This window comes from Rahnella sp. AA (assembly GCF_002834385.1).
Lineage (GTDB): Bacteria > Pseudomonadota > Gammaproteobacteria > Enterobacterales > Enterobacteriaceae > Rahnella.
The window spans coordinates 282,502-301,081 of sequence record NZ_PITQ01000003.1; the positions used below are offsets into that span (position 1 = coordinate 282,502).

Below are 18,580 nucleotides of genomic sequence, written 5' to 3' on the forward strand. Positions count from 1 at the left end.
GCCGCTTCGCGGTTCCCTTACTCGGTTTCGAGCCACAGGTCTCGAAACACTTCGCTCGGCAAGCTTTCCGAAAGCGGCTGGAGGCTTTTTCAATTCAAAATCAGCCTGCATCTATCTTCCGAATTACATAGCCATTGGCCGCTTTCAAAACGGCGTCGAATGAACGGTGAGAAACAGCGAGAGTCTTTTTTCGAGCAGGTTCGAACCTGAAGTGAGAGTACCGCGCAGCGGCGGCGTTTGCGGCACTAGCCGGAGTTGCTGAAACATGGCCAGCGAGCGGCAGCGCGTGTTGAGAAAAAGCGTGGGAGATCAAAGAGGGAGGCGCTTTCCTCCCTCTTTGTCGGTTTCGGCGCAGCGTGTTAAGTGAACACAGTTATTGAAAAACCGAAATTTTCTCGGTCAGCTGTCAGCCCTCACTGCAAGTGAGAAACCGAAATCTTCCCGATCCAGGGACTGAAAGCCGCAATGTGCAGCGGCTTCTGCACAAGACTGAATCTAGTGCGCCAGAAACTTCTCCAGAAACTGCTTAGTCCTCGCCTGCTGCGGGTTCGAAAACAATTCCTTCGCGGGGCCCTGTTCTACGATTTTCCCCTGATCCATAAAGATGGCTCTGTCCGCGACATCCCGCGCAAAGCTCATCTCGTGAGTGACGATAACCATCGTACGGTGCTCGAGCGCCAGTGCGCGAATGGTATTGAGCACTTCACCCACCAGTTCCGGGTCGAGGGCTGAGGTCGGTTCATCGAACAGGATCACTTCAGGGCTCATCGCCAGCGCACGGGCAATCGCCACACGCTGCTGCTGACCGCCGGAGAGACGGCGTGGATAAGCATTTTCTTTGCCGTTTAATCCGACTTTTTCCAGTAACTGACGCGCAGTGGCAATGGCTTTTGCTTTCGGCTCGCCCTTCACAATCACCGGCCCTTCAATGATGTTCTCCAGCACCGAACGGTGCGGAAACAGGTTGAAGTTCTGGAACACAAAACCGACCTGCTTGCGCAATTCCCGGACTTTGTTTTTTTGTTTGCTGATTGGTTTGCTGGCATCAATTTCGATACTGCCGACTTTAATCGTACCGCCGTCCGGCTCTTCCAGCAGGTTTATGCTGCGCAGAAGCGTCGTTTTACCCGAACCACTCGGGCCAATAATTGCCACCACTTCTCCGGCATTCACCTGTAAATCGATACCGTGCAGCACCGTTTGTCCGTGAAATTTTTTCGTCAGTTGCTTTACGTCAATGGTGCTCATGAAGGCTCCTGATCCTGGCGGTTAACGCGGTCTTCCAGACGGTTTTGCAGGAAGGATAAAACGGTCGCCAGCACCCAATAGATGATGGAGGCAGCCAGATACATCGTAAAGACTTCCAGCGTGCGCGAGGTGACCAGCTGCGCCTGACGGAACAGTTCCGGTACCTGAATCGTCGCCGCGAGAGAGGTATCTTTCACTAATCCGATAAAGCTGTTGCCCAGCGGTGGCAACGCAGTCCGTGCCGCCTGCGGTAAAATCACGCGGCGCATCGTCTGCCAGGGGTTCATGCCGATACTTGCCGCCGCTTCCCACTGCCCCTTTTCAATCGACGAAATCGCCGCTCGCAGGGTTTCAGAGGTATAAGCCGCAGTGTTTAGTGAGAGGCCAATCATCGCCGCCGGAATAGGATCCAGTTCAATACCAAACTGCGGAAGACCGTAGTAAATCATGAACAGCTGAGCGATCAGCGGTGTGCCGCGAAACACGGACACATAAAAACGTGATAGCCATGACAGTGGCCAGAAATGCGAAAGGCGCATCAGCGCCAGCATAAAGCCCAAAATTAATCCGAACACCATACCGCCCAGGCTTAGCTGGAGCGTGAACAATGTCCCTTTCAATAAAAATGGTGCTGAATCCAGCACCAGTTGAATACTTTCTTGCATCCGATAACGACCTTATGGATTGTCGGAAATTACTTCGTCACATCCGCGCCGAACCACTTCTGGGAAATCTTCGCGAGTGAACCGTCCTGCTGCATTTCAGCAATGGCTTTGTTGATCGCGGCCAGCAGTTCCGGGTTGTCTTTACGGATTGCAATGCCGGATTCCTGGCGGGAGAACGGTGCGCCAGCCACAGCCAGGGTATCACCGGTTTTCTTCACCAGATCCAACGCTGCCAGACGGTCAACCAAAATAGCGTTGATACGGCCTACACGAAGATCCTGATATTTCGTCGGGTCATCATCATAAGTACGGATATCGACACCCGGCACGTTAGCACGCAGCCACTGTTCGTAGTTGGTTCCCAAACCCACACCGACTTTTTTACCTTTCAGATCTTCAGGTTTGGTGATGCTGCCTTCTGCGCCTTTCTTGACCAGAGCCTGAATACCGGAAACGGTGTAAGGCGTGGAGAAGTCGTATTTTTTCTCACGCTCCGGAGAAATAGTCACCTGGTTGATGACCACATCAATGCGTTTGGATTCCAGAGACGCCAGCATGCCATCCCATTTGGTCGGCTGCAGTTTCGCCTTCACGCCCATGTGCTGAGCCAGCGCATCGGCAAATTCCACTTCAAAACCGGTCAGTTTGCCATCTTCACCCTGGAAACTAAACGGAGGGTAAGTGCCTTCAAGACCGACGATCAACGTGCCGCGATCTTTGACTTTCTTCAGTAGACCTTCATCAGCAAAGCTGTTGCTGACCAGACCGGTGGTTAATGTCACAGCCACTGCCCCGAGGACTAAACGACGACGTAACGCTGAAAAACCCATGTTGACCTCATGATTTATTGTTAGTTATAGAAATTTACAGCCCCAATGATTTTGCGCACAGTAGCACCGGCGGCGACAGTTATCAGGAATATAATTCTATAATCTTAGCGCAAAAAAGCATAAGCGCACTTTAAAGCATTATACCTGCGGATGATAAGCAAACAGTGCCGGTGCACCACCCGTGTGAATGAATAAAATAGGGCCTTCATCCGGGAATAATCCGCGCGCGATGCCATCGAGCAAACCGGCCATGGCTTTACCGGTATACACCGGATCCAGCAGCATCGCTTCCTGCTCCGCCAGCAGTTTCACTGCGGCCATCCCCGCTTCATTAGGCTCACCATAGCGCGGCGCAAAATACTCATCCCACAGGACAACCGGCTGAGCTTTTTCATCAAGCTGCAGGTTTGCTGCCACGTCACGCGCGATAGCCTCGACTTTAGGCCGCTGATCTTTCGCTGAACGTGAGACTGTCACGCCAATGAGCTGTGTGTCCGGCATTAAATGGCACATTGCCACCGCCAGCCCGGCATGTGTTCCCGCGCTGCCAGAGGCGACAACCACTGCGCTGAAATCGACAAAGCTGGCCGAAGACTGTTCCGCGATTTCCAGGGCACACTGCACATAACCCAGCGCCCCCAGTGCATTAGAGCCACCGACCGGGACGATATAAGGGCGAAAACCTTGCGCTTCCAGGCGTTCGGCCTGCTCTGCCAGTTGCGCCATCGGGTCGTGAAGCGCATCGCACATCACCACTTCGGTATTAAACAGATCCAGCAACAGGCGGTTGCCGTTAGTCAGATAATTAGTTTGCACGGTGCCGATCGGGTTCTCCAGCAGCGCGACGCATTTCAGGCCGAGTTTGGCCGCCACGGCCGCTGTCTGGCGAACATGGTTAGACTGGATAGCACCGGCTGTGACCAGGGTATCTGCGCCTTCAGCCAGCGCGGCAGCGGCCAGATATTCGAGTTTTCTGAGCTTGTTGCCGCCCATCGCCAGCGGCGTGATGTCATCACGCTTGATGTAAATATCGCGCCCCACGAATTCCGACAGGCGGTGAAGTTTTTCCAACGGCGTCGTGCTGCCTAACAAATCGAGTCTGTCGAAGGCTTCCAGCCGTTTTTTAAGCAAAGCAATTTTAGCAGGCACAATGTTCCCCTGACGCGCAGCTTCTGGCTGCACGAAGTCAATGTAGTCGAAGTGGGTTTGATTTTAGAAAAAGGTTATTGAATAAGTATATAAAGAATTTATAGAAACTGCGGACAGATTCAAGACAAAAAAACAGGCTCCCGAAGGAGCCTGTTGGTGCATTGCGTGTCAGTCTGTCAGAGCCCCGCTTACGCGGATTTTTGCCAGGCCAGATACTGGTCGTATTTGCGCAAGGCAATACGGTAGTTATCGTGGCCCGCCACCGGCAAATCACTGATGATTCGCTGGTGGATACTGTCCCCGGAAAGCTTATCCAGTGGATAGTTATTGGCTACAAGGATTTCATCCAGACGGCGTAGGCGGACAACATATTCGCGCACCGTACTGTGATTCATCTCCGTCTGCTCAAACAGGTATTGCTTAAACGCCATGATGTCAAAGTATGACGAATGGCTGTTACAGCTTATCTCACTGCAAAAACGACACAGAGCGGTCAGTTCCTGCGACAGGTTGTGCCACACGTCATCATCAATAGGCTGGTCCATCTTAGCGATGGCCTCTTTATTGATGATTTGCCCGCGAAACACCAGTGCCATCCTGTCTAGTTCTTTTGCACACTGTGAGCAATGAGTCTGACTGTGTTTAAAATCTTTAAGATAACGGCTTAAAGGCCTTGTTTTGATTCCCGCTGGCATAAATTTATTCCTGATAAGGGATATAAAATGTATAACCGGCCAGGAAAAAGCGGATCAGTGGTCATTAGCCAGACGGCTGCGCAAGCGCTTAATCGCCTGACTGTGGAGCTGGCTTACTCGGGATTCCCCGACGTCCAACACCGCCCCGATCTCTTTTAAATTCAACTCTTCCTGGTAGTAAAGCGTAAGTACCATCTTTTCCCGTTCTGGTAACGCATCGATGGCTTCCATCACCCGGTGGCGTAAATTGCCCTCCAACAGATGATGTAACGGGTTGGCCTCTTCGTGCCCTTCCATCAATGCCTCGGCAGTATCGCCGTGCTCTTCGCGCCATTCGTCATAAGAAAACAACTGGCTACTGTTCGTATCCATTAATATCTGCCGGTATTCCTCAATGGGAATATCCAGTGCCTGCGCCACCTCTCCTTCACTCGGCGGTCGCCCTAATTTTTGTTCTGCGTTATGCATCGCCTGGGACACTTCACGCGCATTACGTCTGACGCTGCGTGGAACCCAGTCACGGCTTCGCAGCTCATCAAGCATCGCGCCGCGAATGCGCTGAACGGCATACGTCGTAAACGCAGTCCCCTGCATCGCATCAAAACGCTCAACCGCATTTAACAGGCCGATCCCTCCCGCTTGCAGTAGATCATCTAGCTCTACGCTGGCGGGAAGCCGCACCTGCAAACGCAGGGCTTCATGGCGCACAAGTGGAACATAGCGCTGCCACAAAGAATTTTTGTCTATCACGCCGTCGGCGGTATACAGATCGCTCACTGTCGTAACCTGGCAAATTGAGGGTCAGTATCATTGTGCCAGTGCTAACCGCTGTTCAATCGGCTGAATAAGGCCTGAAAAGCGCGGTTATTTTGATTATGTCTCGCACATTCTGTTTCAGATTAACTGCCCGTGGCGCGAAAACAATTGCTTAAAAAACAACCATAACCTAAAGATTATCCTAAATTATACCAGCGAATGCGTTTCATTAATCCTTTTAAAAGGTAAATTTTGGTTAAAAAAAACCCCGCCGAAGCGGGGTTTGTTCTGTTTGTAACCGTACTGCGTATTTTGTCTGCGAAGACAATTATTGCAGCAGGGACAGTACAGACTGAGGAACCTGGTTAGCTTTAGCCAACACTGAAGTACCAGCCTGCTGCAGGATCTGCGCTTTAGACATTGCAGAAACTTCAGTTGCGTAGTCAGCATCCTGAATACGGCTCTGTGCAGAAGACAGGTTAGTGGTGGTGTTGTCCAGGTTAGTGATTGCAGAATCGAAACGGTTCTGAACCGCACCCAGAGATGAACGGAATTTGTCAACTTTAGCGATTGCGGCATCCAGAGCTGCCAGCGGATCTGCAGTTGCAGTACCGGTGCTGGTAGTGTCGGTGGTCAGTTTGCCTGCGCTGCTAACATAGGCAGCTGCGCCCACAGTTTCAGCATATTTGCCCGTTGCGCCAGCACCGTTTGCAGCAACAGTTACTGCGCCGGTGTCTGCATCAACTTTATAGTCGATAGCAACAGAACCAGTAGTCGTCAGATCACCATCGTTGTCCAGGTAGGTGTTAGTTGAGCTACCAGCGCCCGCAGCAGTTGCCGATGCGAAGTTAGCAGTGAAGCTTGAAACACCGCTGTTGTATTTGATAGTTGCACCAGTTAATGCAGCATTACCGGTGTAAGCAGCAGCAACGTCAGACTGTACAGCATCAGCAGAAACAGTTTTGGTGTAAGTCAGACCTGAGTTGGCACCCGCAGCAAAGTTGTAGGTGGTATCACCCAACTTCACAGTACTTGCGCCAGCAGTCGTATCTGCTTTACCAAACAATGAATTCAGTGTAGCTGCAGCCGGTGCACCCGCGTTGTTGGTGGTCAGGTTGCCGTCAGCAGAGATGTATGCTGCTTGTCCGCCGATGGTGATATTACCGTTCGCATCAGCAACGAAATTAACGCTGCCTGTAGCCGCAGTGTAAGTACCGCTTACAGTGCTGCCTGTTGCTGGTTTCAGGGAGTCAGCAAAAGTAGTAGTTGGAGCGCCGGTTGCTACAGTTGCAGTCGTGGTGAAGTTACCTTTAGTCGCATCATATGTGTATGTTGCACCGCTGGTACCTGTAGTAGTGACGACGTCACCTGTGTTCAGTTTGCTGAATGCCTGAGATGCAGTCATTGCGGCAAAGTTAGTGGTAACAGTATAAACACCACCAGCCAAAGTACCGCCAGCAGAAGTCAGGTCACTCACGGTCGCTGCTTTGTTAGCGATAGTGCCTGAACCATTCACGTTGAAGCCGTTCAGACCCAGAGTTGTTGAGTCAATTTTCTGCAGGTCGATAGAGATAGTCTGACCGTCGTTTGCGCCAACCTGGATTTTCATAGTCTGGTCAGAAGCCAGAACGTTCACGCCGTTGAACTGAGTCTGGCCGGATACGCGGTCAATTTCAGACAGACGGGAAGTGATTTCGTCCTGGATTGAGCTCAGGTCAGATGCTGAGTTGGTGCCGTTAGCAGCCTGAACAGACAGTTCACGGATACGCTGTAAGTTGTTGTTGATTTCGCTCAGTGAGCCTTCAGTGGTCTGCGCAACAGAGATACCGTCGTTGGCGTTACGTGAAGCCTGAGTAAGACCGTTGATGTTAGAAGTGAAACGGTTGGCAATCGCCTGACCAGCAGCGTCATCTTTTGCGCTGTTGATACGCAGACCGGAGGACAGACGCTCAATAGCGGTGCTCAGAGCGGACTGAGATTTGTTCATGTTGTTCTGAGTCATCAGAGACAACGTGTTGGTATTGATAACTTGAGACATGAGTGTGTTCCTTCAAATCTGGTTAAGGGGTTCGGGCTTATTACCCACGGCGTTCATCACCGTCCAAACTTGTATCGGCGCTACACCAGCAACCTTTAGAATTATTTCTTAAAAAACTCGGTTTTCTTACTTTGAGAATTACCCTTCCTTATACCGCCTATTCACGCCATTACTTTTTGTTGCTTTCTATTAAACTTTTTCTCCGTCGTGCCGATAGGGCTTAAAGACTCTTTTATACCTACAGTATTTGGAGTTGCAGTAAAGCGGCGTGGGTGCGAGCCAGTCACTGGCATCAGTCAGTATGTTTGGTGGACAGACACTGCGTAGGCAATTGCAAATTCATAAACTTAAGGCAATCCAACGGTAAAGGATAATTATGGCTACTTCAGGCACGATCTCTTCGCTAGGTATCGGTTCAGGTTTAAACCTTTCAGATCTATTGGATAACCTGACGACCGCAGAAAAAACTCGTCTTACCCCAATTACGACGGCACAGACGAAATATAGCGCGCAGCTGACAGCCTATGGCACCATGCAAAGCGCCCTGCAGACCTTTGCGGATGCAGCCACCGCGTTGGCGTCAGCTAAGACCTACGGCACGACGACGGCAACCTCAAACAATACTGCCGCATTCAGTGCGACAACCACGACGGGTGCTGCTGCAGGTAAGTACACCATTGCAGTCAGTGATCTGGCGGTAGCTCAGACACTGATTTCCGCGCCTCAGACCAGCAACACCACTGCACTGGGTGCAACCACCTCAGGCAATTCGCGCACACTGACTATCAGCCAGGGCGATGGCAGTAAGCCACTCAGCATTAACCTGACTGACAGCCAGACCTCGCTGACCGGCGTACGCGATGCGATCAATAGTGCCGCTGGCGGTGTTACAGCCAGCATCGTCAAAGTTTCCGACAGCAGCTACAAACTCGTACTGAGCGCAAACAACACCGGTACAGACTCAGAAATGACTGTCAGCGTCAGCGGTGATGACACCCTGAACAATATTATCGGTTATGACTCCTCCACCGGCACCAGTACTGGTGGCACGAACGGAATGAGTCAAAACACGGCAGCAGCTAACGCAAAGCTGACGTTTAATGGGATCGATCTTGAACGTCAAAGTAACACCATCAGTGATATCCAGGATGGGATTACGTTAAATCTGACCGGGACTACCACCACCGATGCAACGCTGACCATTGCTAAAGACACCAGCACTGCGTCAACAGCCATTACGACTTTTGTTAATGCATACAATTCACTGCAGGATACGTTTAGCGGTTTGACGAAGTTCACCGCTTCAACCCTTGACTCTGGCACTCAGGACTCATCTAACGGTGTACTGTTGGGCGACAGCACGTTACGTACCATCCAGACGCAGTTAAAGTCCGCTCTTGGTGGCTCAAACGGTTCAAGTTCTGTCAATACTCTGGCCAGCATCGGGATTACGAGTGATCCGACGACGGGCAAACTCACTATCGACAGCACTAAACTCAGCACAGCGCTGTCCAGCAGCACCAGTGCGGTACAAACGATGATGGTGGGTGACGGTAAGACCACGGGCGTAATGACAAAGATTGCCAACCTGAATACTAACTTCCTGAACACCAGCACCGGCGTTATCGCTAATGCTGAAACTTCAGTGAATAACACGCTGAAAAGCCTGACAACGCAGTACAACGCGGTCAGTGACAGTATCAACGCCACCATCGCGCGTTACAAAACCCAGTTCACTGCCCTTGATGTGGCTATGACCAAGCTGAACAGCACGAGTACTTATCTGACTCAGCAGTTCGCAACAACCAGCAGCTCAAGCTCATTAGGACAGTAATATATGTATAACGCTAAAGGAACTCAGGCCTACGCACAGGTAGGCCTTGAAAGTGGCGTGATGAGCGCCACACCTTACCAACTGGTGACGATGTTATTCGACGGGGCGCGCAGCGCCCTCATTCGCGCCGGTATTTTCATGCAGCAGGGCAGCATTGCGGAAAAAGGCAAATCGCTGTCTATGGCGATTAACATTATCGACAGCGGGCTGAAAGCCGGGCTAAGCCGTGACAAAGGGGATCCTGAATTAGTGGATAATCTGGAAGCACTGTACGCCTACATGGTCCGTCGTCTATTGCATGCAAATTTACACAACGATCAAGAGGCCATCACCGAGGTGTTGTCCTTGCTTGAAAACATCGCCGATGCCTGGCGGCAAATCGGCCCAAACTACCACCCGTCGCAGGACCAATATAATGGATCAACATCAGTATCTGGTTAATGAATATCAACTGATCCTGTCTTTGAGCGAGCAGATGTTGCGGCTGGCGAAAGAAGAAAAATGGGATGAGCTGGTCGAGCTCGAAATGAGTTATGTCAAAGCAGTAGAAGCCACCACAAAATTACCGATGTCAGAACAAACATCGGTAATGATCCAGAATGATATTCGTCGCTATTTGCGCATTATTCTGGATAACGAGAATACGATTAAAACATTATTACAGGCCCGGATGAATAAACTCACCGAGCTTATTGGTCAGTCGGCCCGACAACAACAAGTGAATACGACTTACGGAAAGATCGATCTCCGTTCGATCGCCTTTGGTGATCGCCAATAACTATTAATGCTCTATTTTTTTTACTTTTTTCAATATTTCTTGTGCGACAATAAGTTTTCAGAGGCAGAGAGTATCGGGCTGCCAGGGCTGGCTCTCTCTGTTTTCTTCCGTAGCTCACGTGCATTAACCGGCAGCCTGTTTGTAATAGCATAAGCGGGAAATTTTATATCAGGCAGCAAGCAACAGATTGCGGTCGTCTTTTTCGGGCATCATCAGCATGGTTCGTAAAATAAAAGTGACTCCAGGGATAGGGACCATTTCTCTGCTTATTCAGCATAGTGAACTTTTTATTCACGACATTTATATTAATAAGCCACAACTGGTTCTCATTCAGAATGGAAGCCTTTCAATTACCTGCCAGGAGCAGATGGTCACGCTGCAATCTGGAGAAATGCTGGTACTCAACAGTGGACAAACGCTGAGCCTCACGCACCACTTATCCGAAAATGGCCCTTTCAGCTGCGCCATCATGGCATGGGATCATCAGCTTCTGGGCGATGCCGGGCTCCATGCCACCGGGTTTAGCCCACCCCTTATCGCTGTTGATACCCTGCAGGTCATCCCGCATATTCCCAGCGCTTTTAAACAAAGTTTCACCGATACTCACACCGCCATTCTCTGGCATCACGGCCTGCCCGCCCCCATAACCCGCCACCGGATGCTCGAACAGCTATTGTGGTTATCACAGCTCGGTGTGCGTTATTCCCTTCAACACACTGAAAGCGTGACACAGCAGGTTCGTGAGTTATTAATCAATAATTTGCATAAATCGTTTACAGCGGCCGAAGTCGCTGAGCATCTGATGATGAATGAAGTCATGCTGCGCAGGCGCCTGGCGGCGGAAAACTGCGTTCTGAGAAATCTTATGATTGATGTCCGCATGACACACGCCCTGCGATTGTTACAGTGCACCGATCTGGCGATTTCACATATTGCGCATCAGGTAGGTTACGAAAGTGGCTCACGCTTTGCCGAGCGTTTCCGGAAACGTTTTGGATTCGCCCCCACGGCAATTCGTGGTCACCTGCGTCCCCTTTCAGCCCCGGTTTCTGTCTCAATTAATGAGTGATAACAATTCACGCCAAAGCGAAACAACATAAAACCTTGAGTAACATCACACTATAATTGATTACCAGATGTTAACGGAATATCATACACGCCGTCATTTTATCTGTAGTCAGGGGTTGGAAGTGCACGTTTGGTGGGAAGTGATTAAGACGATTTACTGGGGTGGACTGGGTATTGCGGTATTGGTAACACTGCTGGTAAGCCGGGATACGATTAAAATAAGACTGCTGACTTCCGGCATCATCGGGTTTACCTGGCCAATGAGCCTTCCGGTGGTCCTCCTGTTTTCCCTGTTCTGAGCAATACGGCATGATCGTCGCATAAAAAACCCGGCGTTTAACCGGGTTCCGATAACTGTATCTGTGCGCCGTTATTTGCGGGTCTGTACCCAAAAACCGTGAATTAGACCCGGCAGATAACCACAGAGCGTCAGAATGATATTGAGCAGGAAGGCCCAGCCAAAACCGTTGCCGATCAGCACACCCAGCGGTGGCACCAGAATGGTGATCAATACTCTCCAGAATCCCATTTTACTCTCCCTTTGATTATCATTGAGTTAATGATAGCTCAGCAGGATCACAACGGGCATCAGATGAAACCTAATTGATCAGCTCGAGCATAATCTCAACGTCACGACGCGTTTTCTCCAGCAACTCGACGTCCCCGCTTTTGTATTCAGCATCGCTCACCTGGTGGATTTGGCGCATTTGCCATCTCACCTGATTTTTTTGTTCCTCCGTCATACTCCGGCACATCACAATGATAAAATTGCGCAGCATCAGATGTTGCATGGCCGTTTCTTCAGCGTGCTTGTTGACCGACATGACCAAATCTATAACATGTTTTTCTGCCATTGCAGGTTCCTGCTGGAGTGAGAAAGTCAGTCCGGTCAGACTAGCATGTGGCGTCTGTCGTTAAAGACGACAGTTGATGAGATTTAACCCGCTATTTCGGCGTCTAGAATACCCACGGACACACCTGATATGTTTTCCACCGATCATGTTTTTCAACGTCTGGCCTTATCCCCGTTCCGCCAGCGCTTCCATCTTGGCCCCCGGGAGTATCTTTATTGCCAAACCAAAGGCCCGGATACCCTCAGTCAGCACGCCGCTGATTTTATCGCCCGCAGGCTCGCCCCGGCGGAGCCGGAACACGACGGAAAGCAGACCCCAATGCGCGGGCACCCTGTTTTTATTGCACAACATGCGACAGCGACCTGCTGCCGGGGATGTCTGGAGAAATGGCATCAAATCCCCGCCCATGCCGAAATGACAAAAATGCAGCAAGATTATGCGGTTGCAGTGATCATGCGCTGGTTAAATCTTGAAATGCAGCGCCCCGCACCGGCCACTAAGCCGCAGAAATTACAGCAAAAAAGACCGGCTAAGCCGGATGAAGCACAACAGTTAGATCTGTTGTAAGAGGTATGTCACAGTCATTAAAAAATAAAAGGTGACTTTCATCACAATTCCCCTGTATTTAGATATCTATACCGCGTCGTACTCTATAATTTTAAAAATATAATAAATGCGCCGGGCAACCGCCAGCACACCCTTTTCTTGTTATTTTTTTGCAGTCTTTCAGATGAGCTTTCCAGGTGAAACGAGTTTTACACTTGTTGTCAGGATCATTATCCCGTTGGGAAAAGGAGGATGCATGTCTGAATATCATTATTTACTGGTTGGCGGAAGCCGCAACGGGCAACGCCATATTGATAAATGCCATCAGTTTTCATTGTGTTTTTGGGAAGATGTATCACAAAACGCAGAGCGTGAATTTTACGGTAAGCAAAATGAGCGCTACAAAGTCAATCCGGAAAAAGGAGCAGACGGGAACTGGTATCTCGTTGGCTATTGTGGGAATTGTTCAAAAATCAAGGCTGATGAACTGTCCACCCAGGCGCTTACTCAGCACGTGAAGCCCCTGATGTGACATCGTGAACAGGATTCAAACCCGTAAACCCCGCCACTAACGCGGGGTTTTTGCTTTACCGGCCCGGCAGCGTGTTTGCCCGGGAAATCAGGCAGCCATGCCCTGAATGTTTCTGGCAAAAAAGGCGACGTGCCCGCCCAGCGTAAAATGCGCCTCGTGGTGTCCCAGACGCCCGAGCGGGGCGATACGGACTATTTCCCCTTCAAATTCACCATCATGAATACTGGTAATCGCCACATCGAGCTGATAACTGGCCGGATGCACGCCGACCGGAAACGTCAGTAGCTTAACCCGATCACCGACCTGAAAACGGGTAAGCAACGGCAGAGGTGCCTGTTCAAACAGATCCTGATCCATATGTGACTCCTTGTTTTCCAGTGGGATTCATTAGAGGATAGAATATGTTGCAGCGTCCTGCCGGATACCGGCGTGAAGCACTTCTCTCTTTCGATATTTTTATAAAAAACACGTTCAACATTTTCCAAAAACACACCATAAGGATCTCGCGTGAAGAAATTAACGCCACAGCAATGCATCATACTGACCGGGTTTACCGGCATTCTGCATGGCGAATTTGAATGGTTTCACGAGGACTTAGAAAAACGGCTTGGACGTGAGGTGCAAACTTCAGAATTGGGGTATCCGGAGTTTATGCAAGAGTGCCGCGTTCTGTACGAAGAAGACTTTGGCAATCTGATGCCCGACTAAAAATAAAAGGCCGGGCAAACTGACATCATTTGCCCGGCCTCTGACGCCCGGAAGACCCTAACTCACGCTAAGGTTTTACGATACCACGGATAAAATGCTCATTTACTCTGATCACATTCCCCGTTTCTACGTTAATAACCTGGTACTGCACCGGCGTAACATCATCCAGAACAGCAATAACTTCAAACAAACCTGGTGTAAAAGTAAGCGTGACAAAAACGCCAACAGGATAGACAGCCATAATTTTATCCTTACAATCAAACTCTTATAATTTACTTCCTTTTCCCCCAAAAGTGACAATATGCTTCACATTAATCACCCTGAGTTATTTCGTTGTATACATTAATCACTCTGGATGAATGTTACATAAAAGAAGTAGATATAACGTATAAAATGAAGCGGGCAGCTGAAAATCAGACAACTCTGACAGACGCACAAAAAACATAATTAAATTTTACAATCTTCTTGCATCCGCATGACGTTCAGCCCGCATAACCGCCCCGCAGTCCCTTGTTTTCGGAATAATTTCAGTTAAAAATATAAATCCATTTTGTTGCATTGAGAGCCCACGCTGTGAGTGCCCAGATTTTTGAAACCGATGTCACACACCCGCATCTGACACGTCTTATTGCTGAGCTGGATGCTTACCAATACCCGCTCTATCCGCCCGAGTCTTTTCAGGGGATTGACATCACTGAACTCAATGAAGGTGAGATCACCTGTTTTATGGCGCGCGTGGACGATGACTGGGCGGGCTGTGCCTGCCTTTTTATCACGAAGCATGGTATTGCAGAGATGAAGCGGGTTTACGTCAACCCGTTGTTTCGCGGGCAAGGTATCGCATCACTGCTGATTGCCGCAATGGAAAAGAAACTGAAAGCGTTGGGATACAAAGAGTTATTTCTGGAAACCGGCGTATTTCAGGAAAAAGCCATCACGCTTTATGAAAAGCTCGGTTATTCGCGCACTGAAGCTTTCGGCGATTATTTGCTGGCACCCGACCCACTGAGCGTCTATATGATGAAATCGGTCAGATAGTAACGGGGAAACGTCGGACACAACGAAGAGATCTCCATAACGCTGCCGTATGACAGTGTTATGGAGACGCGAAAAGCCTTTTACATCAGTATGTTGCTTTTCGTTGCAGAGACATCATTAGAGGGAATAACCCATTTTTTGAACGTGATAACAAAGAATTCTTTGCCTCGGGTGATTTTCGCACCACGGTCACCACATTCCAGCGCAAGTTTGAAAAACTCATCGCTATTAATATCAAAAGCCAGCTCGACTTTTTTCACTATACCGGAATTAAGCAGGTCTTCGGCTTCGTGCAATGATTTGGCCTGAATGACTGACATAAATACCTCGTGATAACGGAAGGGAGTTGTATTTGCCCCAACATGCTATTTCACTTTTGTTTCGTAATTATGACAGTCTCGTGAACCTTAGGAATATTGCCACTTCAAAGCACAAAATTTCCTCTTTGTATGCGCCAGATCACACTATGTAAGACGAAAGCGCGGGTCTGGCATCGGAGTATCCGGCAACTGAGTCTGGTTGTTCATTTCACGCAAATTGATTTCAATATTGGTGCACATGGCATCCAGCGGCAGATGGTTATTAGCAAGCCCGAACGGCATTTCAAGTTCTTCTGCCAGCGTATCCAGCGACAGGAAACTGTAGGAAATAAACCCCGATACCAGCAGTGTCATGTAATGCAAATCCACCACCAGCGCGAATGGCAGCAGGCTACAGAACAAGTACACCGTGCGGTGCAGCAGCAGGCCATATGCAAACGGGATCGGCATACTCACGATACGCTCACACCCGCCCACCACCTGTGAAAGCTGCAACAGCGTGGTATCCATGTGGGTATAGACGATATCGGACAACTCACCGCTGCGGCGTTTCTCCGCCAGCCATTGTGACAGGCGCAACTGCACCATATTGGTTGGCGCACGTCGCGAAAGAATATCCTCCGCATCCTCACCCAGCAAACGCTCGAGATCAGGCCGGGGCTCGCTGTGGCGCAGCTGATGTTTAAGGCTGTAACAAAAAGCCAGCAGCAAGGCGGTAACACGCTGTGCCTCGCCCGGGCAGATTGCCATAATCTGGCTTTGCAATGTCCGGCAGGCAATCAGCAACCCGCCCCACAACTGCCGGGCCTCGATATAACGCGAATACGCGACGCTGTTACGGAAACCCAGGAAGATCGCGATCGACACACCGAGCAGGCTGAAAGGGGCCAGCGTTAGTTTGACGCCCAGCGTCTCATACCAGGGAAGACTGAGAATGGCGGCAAGTGACATCAGCAAGTTCAGACTCAATCGGAACAGAATGCTGGGCAGGACAGAGCCATGCCAGGCGAACAAACGCAAGAACCAGTGACGTGGAGGACGGATTATCATTTTGAGCAGGTGCTTTATGCAGGTGAAGCGATTTTTTTTGCGATTTTGGCAAATAAACCTGCACATGCAAAGGACAATTTTGTGACATTGGTAACATTTATTTTGAAATCCGCTGTTTTACGTTACATCCGCGAATTTCCGGGGGAGATGCCTGAGATACGTCACTGCCTCTCCTCCCTAAAAGCAAGGTGCGGTGGTTTTCACCCGTGGAATTGATCTATCTGGGAAGAAAATACTACACCGACATGTTCATCATATGAGGATTAACTTTCTGAAAATAAAGAATAACTAGTAAGAGCAGGTAGAATACAGACGATTAACGCGAGCCAACATTCAAAGCAGGATAGAGAATGTAAGTTCGCGTTAATTTTTTGCCCCATCCATGCCCCATTAGATTTTCACTCCCCCTTCAACACGAACGCATCCATGTTGTCGGCGTCCTTTTGCTGATCGCCTATCATGACAAGCAACGTCATCCCTTCCCTAAGCGACACCGGTCGCTCAACAACAAATCCGAACCAGTTATCGTAAGCCTGTCCTAACCAATAGCCGCCGCCGTGCTCCTTCAGTCTCTGAAAGAACACGTATGTCCCCGGTCTGATGTGACTTCGCGTCTCCCCGCGATACACCACATCATAATTTGAGTTTTTGCTGCTCATAAATCACCCCGCAAAATACTGTATGTATAAACAGTATAATCATGATGCGTTTTAGTTGTGAAGGGCTGATCTGGGAGAAAATCTTAGAGGGCTGATCTAGAAGAGAAGAAAGTTTACGAGCCTGTTTGAACTGTCGGCAACACAGGCCAGGTGATATCCGGGGCGGTCGATAGATCGAGGCGATTAAGCGCTACGCGGTACTGTTTCCATTTTTTGAGCAATGCCGTTTCGTCGTCCGTAGCTTCATCGAGATCAACAGCATCCTGCAGAGGTGCAATCGTAATAGTCGCTGCGGCCATCAGCTCATCACGCTGAGAAATGGCAGGCGAGAGGTAGTCAACTGGCGGAATGATGCCAGTCTCTACCCAGTTACCACCTGCCCACTCACCTTCAGCGTTGCGTGTGGCTCCTTGGTACTGAGCATTATAGTAGCCGTCTCCCACCAGATCTTTCGTCCAGTTAGTTGGCAGGTCTTCACCACTTAACCCAACGATAAAATCATTAATAAAAAAACCACCATTATCCAGTTTATTTAATTTGGTCATATTATCCATGAGGAAAGATCTCAGTTAATTGAGCGTGTAACAAAGGTTAGCAATGACCCCATTCCCGCCAGCCGGGGATGCTAATTTCACTTCTCCAGCCGAATTTACATAAATTGATGTGGCGTTCAATGGAAGCCCAACGGACGGAGCAAATCTATTTCCGTTCGGTGCAAGATTCGTTGGGATGTTAAATAATGTTGTTCCGGATGCCTGGGTTCCGTTTGCTAAGTTCACTTCGATATAAACCAGTCCGTTCATTTTTCGATACGCGGTTCGCCCGCCCGCGCCCGAGTTATTTGCCCAGCCATTTATTGGCGTCGGCGAAACCCATGATGTTGTAGCCAGGGTAGTGTCGTTATAGGTATTTGAGAGTGTTGCAGCCTTTGAATAAACATCCAAAGCAGCCTGTGCATCGACTTGTGTTTTGCCCCCAGTCCCTCCTTGAGCAATGCTTAATGCCGTAGTCAGTCCAGACAATGAAGTGATATCACTGTTTGCTCCTTTTGCCGCTTTGTTACCAATCGCTGTTGTGTTTGTTGATATTTGGATTGCGATGCTATTCCACGATGGTCCCGTGAATGTTGACCCGTCCGGCAGAGTAACCGTGATGTTCCCTGCACTGCTGTAAACTGCTTGCCAGTTTGCCTTATCCAGATTGAGGCCACGAATGGCCTTTGCCACATCTGCGGCCACCTGCGCGGTGATACCGACCAACGTTGCATTTGGTACCGCCGTCCACGCAAGACCTGATGCGGTCGGGCCACCATAGTTTTGAGTGAGCGTAAGTGAGGTTGCGGATTCAATAGACTTAACACCGAGCGTATAAGTCACTCCGCCGACGATAACGACAATGAAATCCCCAACCTTTAAATCTGTCGTGAATGCAGTGCCGGTACCGACTGCTGTTGCTGAATTATTGGTTAACGCTATTGTGCCTGCTGACATGCTTTTCTCCGGACATAAAAAACCCGCCGGAGCGGGTTTAGTATGGATTTGGTGTGGCTACTTATCGCACGTCGTGCGACTGAAATTTGTTTTGCTGACCCAGCGCCAGCCGAACGGATCACCAGCTTTATACTGGGTCTGACTGCCAACTTGCCGAACGCCATAAATCTGCACAGTGGTTTCCTGTCCTCCGATCAGGGCGGTACCAGAACAAACGGGTTCCTGCTTTTCAAGCACGCCGGCACATCCGGATGCCAGCAAAACAATGGTCAGCACCATCAAAATATTCTTCATGTTTCCGTCCCTTTTAACTTAGATAAAA

Annotated in this window: 27 protein-coding genes; 10 read left to right on the forward strand and 17 right to left on the reverse strand. The window is 49.6% G+C overall.

The window, feature by feature from the left end; all coding sequences use genetic code 11:
* Window positions 1–495 precede the first annotated feature (495 nt).
* The 7 genes from tcyN to CWS43_RS09585 form a co-directional block, all read right to left on the reverse strand.
* Window positions 496–1,248 (reverse strand): L-cystine ABC transporter ATP-binding protein TcyN, encoded by a 753-nt coding sequence (tcyN, locus tag CWS43_RS09555; RefSeq protein ID WP_101076709.1) that lies wholly within the window; start codon window positions 1,246–1,248, stop codon window positions 496–498.
* Window positions 1,245–1,913, reverse strand: coding sequence for a cystine ABC transporter permease (gene tcyL, locus CWS43_RS09560; RefSeq protein ID WP_101076710.1), 669 nt, complete (start codon window positions 1,911–1,913; stop codon window positions 1,245–1,247). The genes tcyN and tcyL overlap by 4 nt, the downstream gene beginning before the upstream one ends.
* 29 nt (window positions 1,914–1,942) lie before the next feature.
* A complete protein-coding gene (gene tcyJ / locus CWS43_RS09565) occupies window positions 1,943–2,743 on the reverse strand; it encodes a cystine ABC transporter substrate-binding protein (protein ID WP_101076711.1) in 801 nt (266 codons plus the stop codon).
* A gap of 138 nt (window positions 2,744–2,881) precedes the next feature.
* Entirely contained in the window at window positions 2,882–3,892 is a 1,011-nt protein-coding gene (locus tag CWS43_RS09570; RefSeq protein WP_101076712.1) for a D-cysteine desulfhydrase, read from the reverse strand.
* Window positions 3,893–4,080: 188 nt separating this feature from the next.
* A complete protein-coding gene (gene fliZ, locus CWS43_RS09575; RefSeq protein WP_101076713.1) occupies window positions 4,081–4,587 on the reverse strand; it encodes a flagella biosynthesis regulatory protein FliZ in 507 nt (168 codons plus the stop codon).
* A 54-nt stretch (window positions 4,588–4,641) separates the two neighbouring features.
* Window positions 4,642–5,364, reverse strand: a complete 723-nt coding sequence (locus tag CWS43_RS09580; RefSeq protein ID WP_101076714.1) for an RNA polymerase sigma factor FliA — start codon at window positions 5,362–5,364, stop codon at window positions 4,642–4,644.
* A 307-nt stretch (window positions 5,365–5,671) separates the two neighbouring features.
* The gene (locus CWS43_RS09585; RefSeq protein WP_101076715.1) at window positions 5,672–7,381 is read right to left on the reverse strand and encodes a FliC/FljB family flagellin; all 1,710 of its coding nucleotides are present in this window, start codon (window positions 7,379–7,381) and stop codon (window positions 5,672–5,674) included.
* Window positions 7,382–7,757: 376 nt separating this feature from the next.
* Between CWS43_RS09585 and fliD the strand changes: the two genes are divergently transcribed.
* The 5 genes from fliD to CWS43_RS09610 all read left to right on the forward strand — a co-directional run bounded on the left by fliD (window position 7,758) and on the right by CWS43_RS09610 (window position 11,360).
* Window positions 7,758–9,215: a flagellar filament capping protein FliD gene (gene fliD, locus CWS43_RS09590; RefSeq protein WP_101076716.1), complete on the forward strand. Its 1,458-nt coding sequence runs from the start codon at window positions 7,758–7,760 to the stop codon at window positions 9,213–9,215.
* Between the two features lie 3 nt (window positions 9,216–9,218).
* Window positions 9,219–9,656 carry a flagellar export chaperone FliS gene (gene fliS, locus CWS43_RS09595; protein ID WP_101076717.1) on the forward strand — a complete coding sequence of 146 codons (438 nt, stop codon included), beginning with the start codon at window positions 9,219–9,221 and terminating at the stop codon, window positions 9,654–9,656.
* Window positions 9,631–9,993 carry a flagella biosynthesis regulatory protein FliT gene (fliT, locus tag CWS43_RS09600; protein WP_101076718.1) on the forward strand — a complete coding sequence of 121 codons (363 nt, stop codon included), beginning with the start codon at window positions 9,631–9,633 and terminating at the stop codon, window positions 9,991–9,993. The genes fliS and fliT overlap by 26 nt, the downstream gene beginning before the upstream one ends.
* Before the next feature lie 367 nt (window positions 9,994–10,360).
* A complete protein-coding gene (locus tag CWS43_RS09605; RefSeq protein WP_232776829.1) occupies window positions 10,361–11,062 on the forward strand; it encodes an AraC family transcriptional regulator in 702 nt (233 codons plus the stop codon).
* 121 nt (window positions 11,063–11,183) lie between these two features.
* Window positions 11,184–11,360, forward strand: coding sequence for a GhoT/OrtT family toxin (locus CWS43_RS09610; RefSeq protein ID WP_101076720.1), 177 nt, complete (start codon window positions 11,184–11,186; stop codon window positions 11,358–11,360).
* Window positions 11,361–11,431: 71 nt separating this feature from the next.
* Here the strand turns inward: CWS43_RS09610 and CWS43_RS09615 are convergent, their stop codons facing one another.
* Window positions 11,432–11,590: a YqaE/Pmp3 family membrane protein gene (locus CWS43_RS09615; RefSeq protein WP_101076721.1), complete on the reverse strand. Its 159-nt coding sequence runs from the start codon at window positions 11,588–11,590 to the stop codon at window positions 11,432–11,434.
* Between the two features lie 70 nt (window positions 11,591–11,660).
* Window positions 11,661–11,915: a hypothetical protein gene (locus tag CWS43_RS09620; RefSeq protein ID WP_101076722.1), complete on the reverse strand. Its 255-nt coding sequence runs from the start codon at window positions 11,913–11,915 to the stop codon at window positions 11,661–11,663.
* A gap of 129 nt (window positions 11,916–12,044) precedes the next feature.
* Between CWS43_RS09620 and CWS43_RS09625 the strand changes: the two genes are divergently transcribed.
* Window positions 12,045–12,482, forward strand: coding sequence for a DUF4186 domain-containing protein (locus tag CWS43_RS09625; protein WP_101076723.1), 438 nt, complete (start codon window positions 12,045–12,047; stop codon window positions 12,480–12,482).
* Between the two features lie 235 nt (window positions 12,483–12,717).
* Entirely contained in the window at window positions 12,718–12,993 is a 276-nt protein-coding gene (locus CWS43_RS09630; protein WP_101076724.1) for a hypothetical protein, read from the forward strand.
* Between the two features lie 87 nt (window positions 12,994–13,080).
* Here CWS43_RS09630 and CWS43_RS09635 read toward each other — a convergent pair whose 3' ends face one another.
* Window positions 13,081–13,350 (reverse strand): hypothetical protein, encoded by a 270-nt coding sequence (locus CWS43_RS09635; RefSeq protein ID WP_101076725.1) that lies wholly within the window; start codon window positions 13,348–13,350, stop codon window positions 13,081–13,083.
* Between the two features lie 150 nt (window positions 13,351–13,500).
* Here CWS43_RS09635 and CWS43_RS09640 point away from each other — a divergent pair, with 150 nt between their 5' ends.
* Entirely contained in the window at window positions 13,501–13,701 is a 201-nt protein-coding gene (locus CWS43_RS09640) for a hypothetical protein (protein ID WP_101076726.1), read from the forward strand.
* Between the two features lie 67 nt (window positions 13,702–13,768).
* Here the strand turns inward: CWS43_RS09640 and CWS43_RS27380 are convergent, their stop codons facing one another.
* Window positions 13,769–13,942: a hypothetical protein gene (locus CWS43_RS27380; protein ID WP_198555803.1), complete on the reverse strand. Its 174-nt coding sequence runs from the start codon at window positions 13,940–13,942 to the stop codon at window positions 13,769–13,771.
* A 332-nt stretch (window positions 13,943–14,274) separates the two neighbouring features.
* On the opposite strand from CWS43_RS27380, the gene CWS43_RS09645 reads away from it, so the two are divergent.
* The gene (locus CWS43_RS09645; protein WP_101076727.1) at window positions 14,275–14,739 is read left to right on the forward strand and encodes a GNAT family N-acetyltransferase; all 465 of its coding nucleotides are present in this window, start codon (window positions 14,275–14,277) and stop codon (window positions 14,737–14,739) included.
* Window positions 14,740–14,819: 80 nt separating this feature from the next.
* Here CWS43_RS09645 and CWS43_RS09650 read toward each other — a convergent pair whose 3' ends face one another.
* Window positions 14,820–15,059 (reverse strand): hypothetical protein, encoded by a 240-nt coding sequence (locus tag CWS43_RS09650; protein WP_101076728.1) that lies wholly within the window; start codon window positions 15,057–15,059, stop codon window positions 14,820–14,822.
* A 144-nt stretch (window positions 15,060–15,203) separates the two neighbouring features.
* Entirely contained in the window at window positions 15,204–16,109 is a 906-nt protein-coding gene (locus CWS43_RS09655; protein WP_101076729.1) for a bestrophin family protein, read from the reverse strand.
* Here CWS43_RS09655 and CWS43_RS09660 point away from each other — a divergent pair.
* Entirely contained in the window at window positions 16,059–16,325 is a 267-nt protein-coding gene (locus tag CWS43_RS09660; RefSeq protein WP_157825370.1) for a hypothetical protein, read from the forward strand. The genes CWS43_RS09655 and CWS43_RS09660 overlap by 51 nt on opposite strands.
* Before the next feature lie 182 nt (window positions 16,326–16,507).
* Here CWS43_RS09660 and CWS43_RS09665 read toward each other — a convergent pair whose 3' ends face one another.
* The 4 genes from CWS43_RS09665 to CWS43_RS09680 all read right to left on the reverse strand — a co-directional run bounded on the left by CWS43_RS09665 (window position 16,508) and on the right by CWS43_RS09680 (window position 18,552).
* Window positions 16,508–16,768: a hypothetical protein gene (locus tag CWS43_RS09665; RefSeq protein WP_101076731.1), complete on the reverse strand. Its 261-nt coding sequence runs from the start codon at window positions 16,766–16,768 to the stop codon at window positions 16,508–16,510.
* A gap of 113 nt (window positions 16,769–16,881) precedes the next feature.
* Window positions 16,882–17,322 carry a tail fiber assembly protein gene (locus CWS43_RS27725; protein ID WP_304528643.1) on the reverse strand — a complete coding sequence of 147 codons (441 nt, stop codon included), beginning with the start codon at window positions 17,320–17,322 and terminating at the stop codon, window positions 16,882–16,884.
* A 15-nt stretch (window positions 17,323–17,337) separates the two neighbouring features.
* Window positions 17,338–18,258 (reverse strand): hypothetical protein, encoded by a 921-nt coding sequence (locus tag CWS43_RS27510; protein WP_232776832.1) that lies wholly within the window; start codon window positions 18,256–18,258, stop codon window positions 17,338–17,340.
* Between the two features lie 57 nt (window positions 18,259–18,315).
* Window positions 18,316–18,552, reverse strand: coding sequence for a cor protein (locus CWS43_RS09680; RefSeq protein WP_101076732.1), 237 nt, complete (start codon window positions 18,550–18,552; stop codon window positions 18,316–18,318).
* Between the last annotated feature and the right edge of the window lie 28 nt (window positions 18,553–18,580).

Excerpts from the sequence above, each read along its gene's own strand:
- tcyN (WP_101076709.1), bottom strand. The coding sequence starts at position 1,248 with ATGAGCACCATTGACGTAAAGCAACTGACGAAAAAATTTCACGGACAA.
- tcyL (WP_101076710.1), bottom strand. The coding sequence starts at position 1,913 with ATGCAAGAAAGTATTCAACTGGTGCTGGATTCAGCACCATTTTTATTG.
- tcyJ (WP_101076711.1), bottom strand. The coding sequence starts at position 2,743 with ATGGGTTTTTCAGCGTTACGTCGTCGTTTAGTCCTCGGGGCAGTGGCT.
- fliZ (WP_101076713.1), bottom strand. The coding sequence starts at position 4,587 with ATGCCAGCGGGAATCAAAACAAGGCCTTTAAGCCGTTATCTTAAAGAT.
- CWS43_RS09585 (WP_101076715.1), bottom strand. The coding sequence starts at position 7,381 with ATGTCTCAAGTTATCAATACCAACACGTTGTCTCTGATGACTCAGAAC.
- fliD (WP_101076716.1), top strand. The coding sequence starts at position 7,758 with ATGGCTACTTCAGGCACGATCTCTTCGCTAGGTATCGGTTCAGGTTTA.
- fliS (WP_101076717.1), top strand. The coding sequence starts at position 9,219 with ATGTATAACGCTAAAGGAACTCAGGCCTACGCACAGGTAGGCCTTGAA.
- fliT (WP_101076718.1), top strand. The coding sequence starts at position 9,631 with ATGGATCAACATCAGTATCTGGTTAATGAATATCAACTGATCCTGTCT.
- CWS43_RS09605 (WP_232776829.1), top strand. The coding sequence starts at position 10,361 with ATGGTCACGCTGCAATCTGGAGAAATGCTGGTACTCAACAGTGGACAA.
- CWS43_RS09615 (WP_101076721.1), bottom strand. The coding sequence starts at position 11,590 with ATGGGATTCTGGAGAGTATTGATCACCATTCTGGTGCCACCGCTGGGT.
- CWS43_RS09620 (WP_101076722.1), bottom strand. The coding sequence starts at position 11,915 with ATGGCAGAAAAACATGTTATAGATTTGGTCATGTCGGTCAACAAGCAC.
- CWS43_RS09625 (WP_101076723.1), top strand. The coding sequence starts at position 12,045 with ATGTTTTCCACCGATCATGTTTTTCAACGTCTGGCCTTATCCCCGTTC.
- CWS43_RS09630 (WP_101076724.1), top strand. The coding sequence starts at position 12,718 with ATGTCTGAATATCATTATTTACTGGTTGGCGGAAGCCGCAACGGGCAA.
- CWS43_RS09635 (WP_101076725.1), bottom strand. The coding sequence starts at position 13,350 with ATGGATCAGGATCTGTTTGAACAGGCACCTCTGCCGTTGCTTACCCGT.
- CWS43_RS27380 (WP_198555803.1), bottom strand. The coding sequence starts at position 13,942 with ATGGCTGTCTATCCTGTTGGCGTTTTTGTCACGCTTACTTTTACACCA.
- CWS43_RS09650 (WP_101076728.1), bottom strand. The coding sequence starts at position 15,059 with ATGTCAGTCATTCAGGCCAAATCATTGCACGAAGCCGAAGACCTGCTT.
- CWS43_RS09660 (WP_157825370.1), top strand. The coding sequence starts at position 16,059 with ATGCCAGGCGAACAAACGCAAGAACCAGTGACGTGGAGGACGGATTAT.
- CWS43_RS09655 (WP_101076729.1), bottom strand. The coding sequence starts at position 16,109 with ATGATAATCCGTCCTCCACGTCACTGGTTCTTGCGTTTGTTCGCCTGG.
- CWS43_RS09665 (WP_101076731.1), bottom strand. The coding sequence starts at position 16,768 with ATGAGCAGCAAAAACTCAAATTATGATGTGGTGTATCGCGGGGAGACG.
- CWS43_RS27725 (WP_304528643.1), bottom strand. The coding sequence starts at position 17,322 with ATGGATAATATGACCAAATTAAATAAACTGGATAATGGTGGTTTTTTT.
- CWS43_RS27510 (WP_232776832.1), bottom strand. The coding sequence starts at position 18,258 with ATGTCAGCAGGCACAATAGCGTTAACCAATAATTCAGCAACAGCAGTC.
- CWS43_RS09680 (WP_101076732.1), bottom strand. The coding sequence starts at position 18,552 with ATGAAGAATATTTTGATGGTGCTGACCATTGTTTTGCTGGCATCCGGA.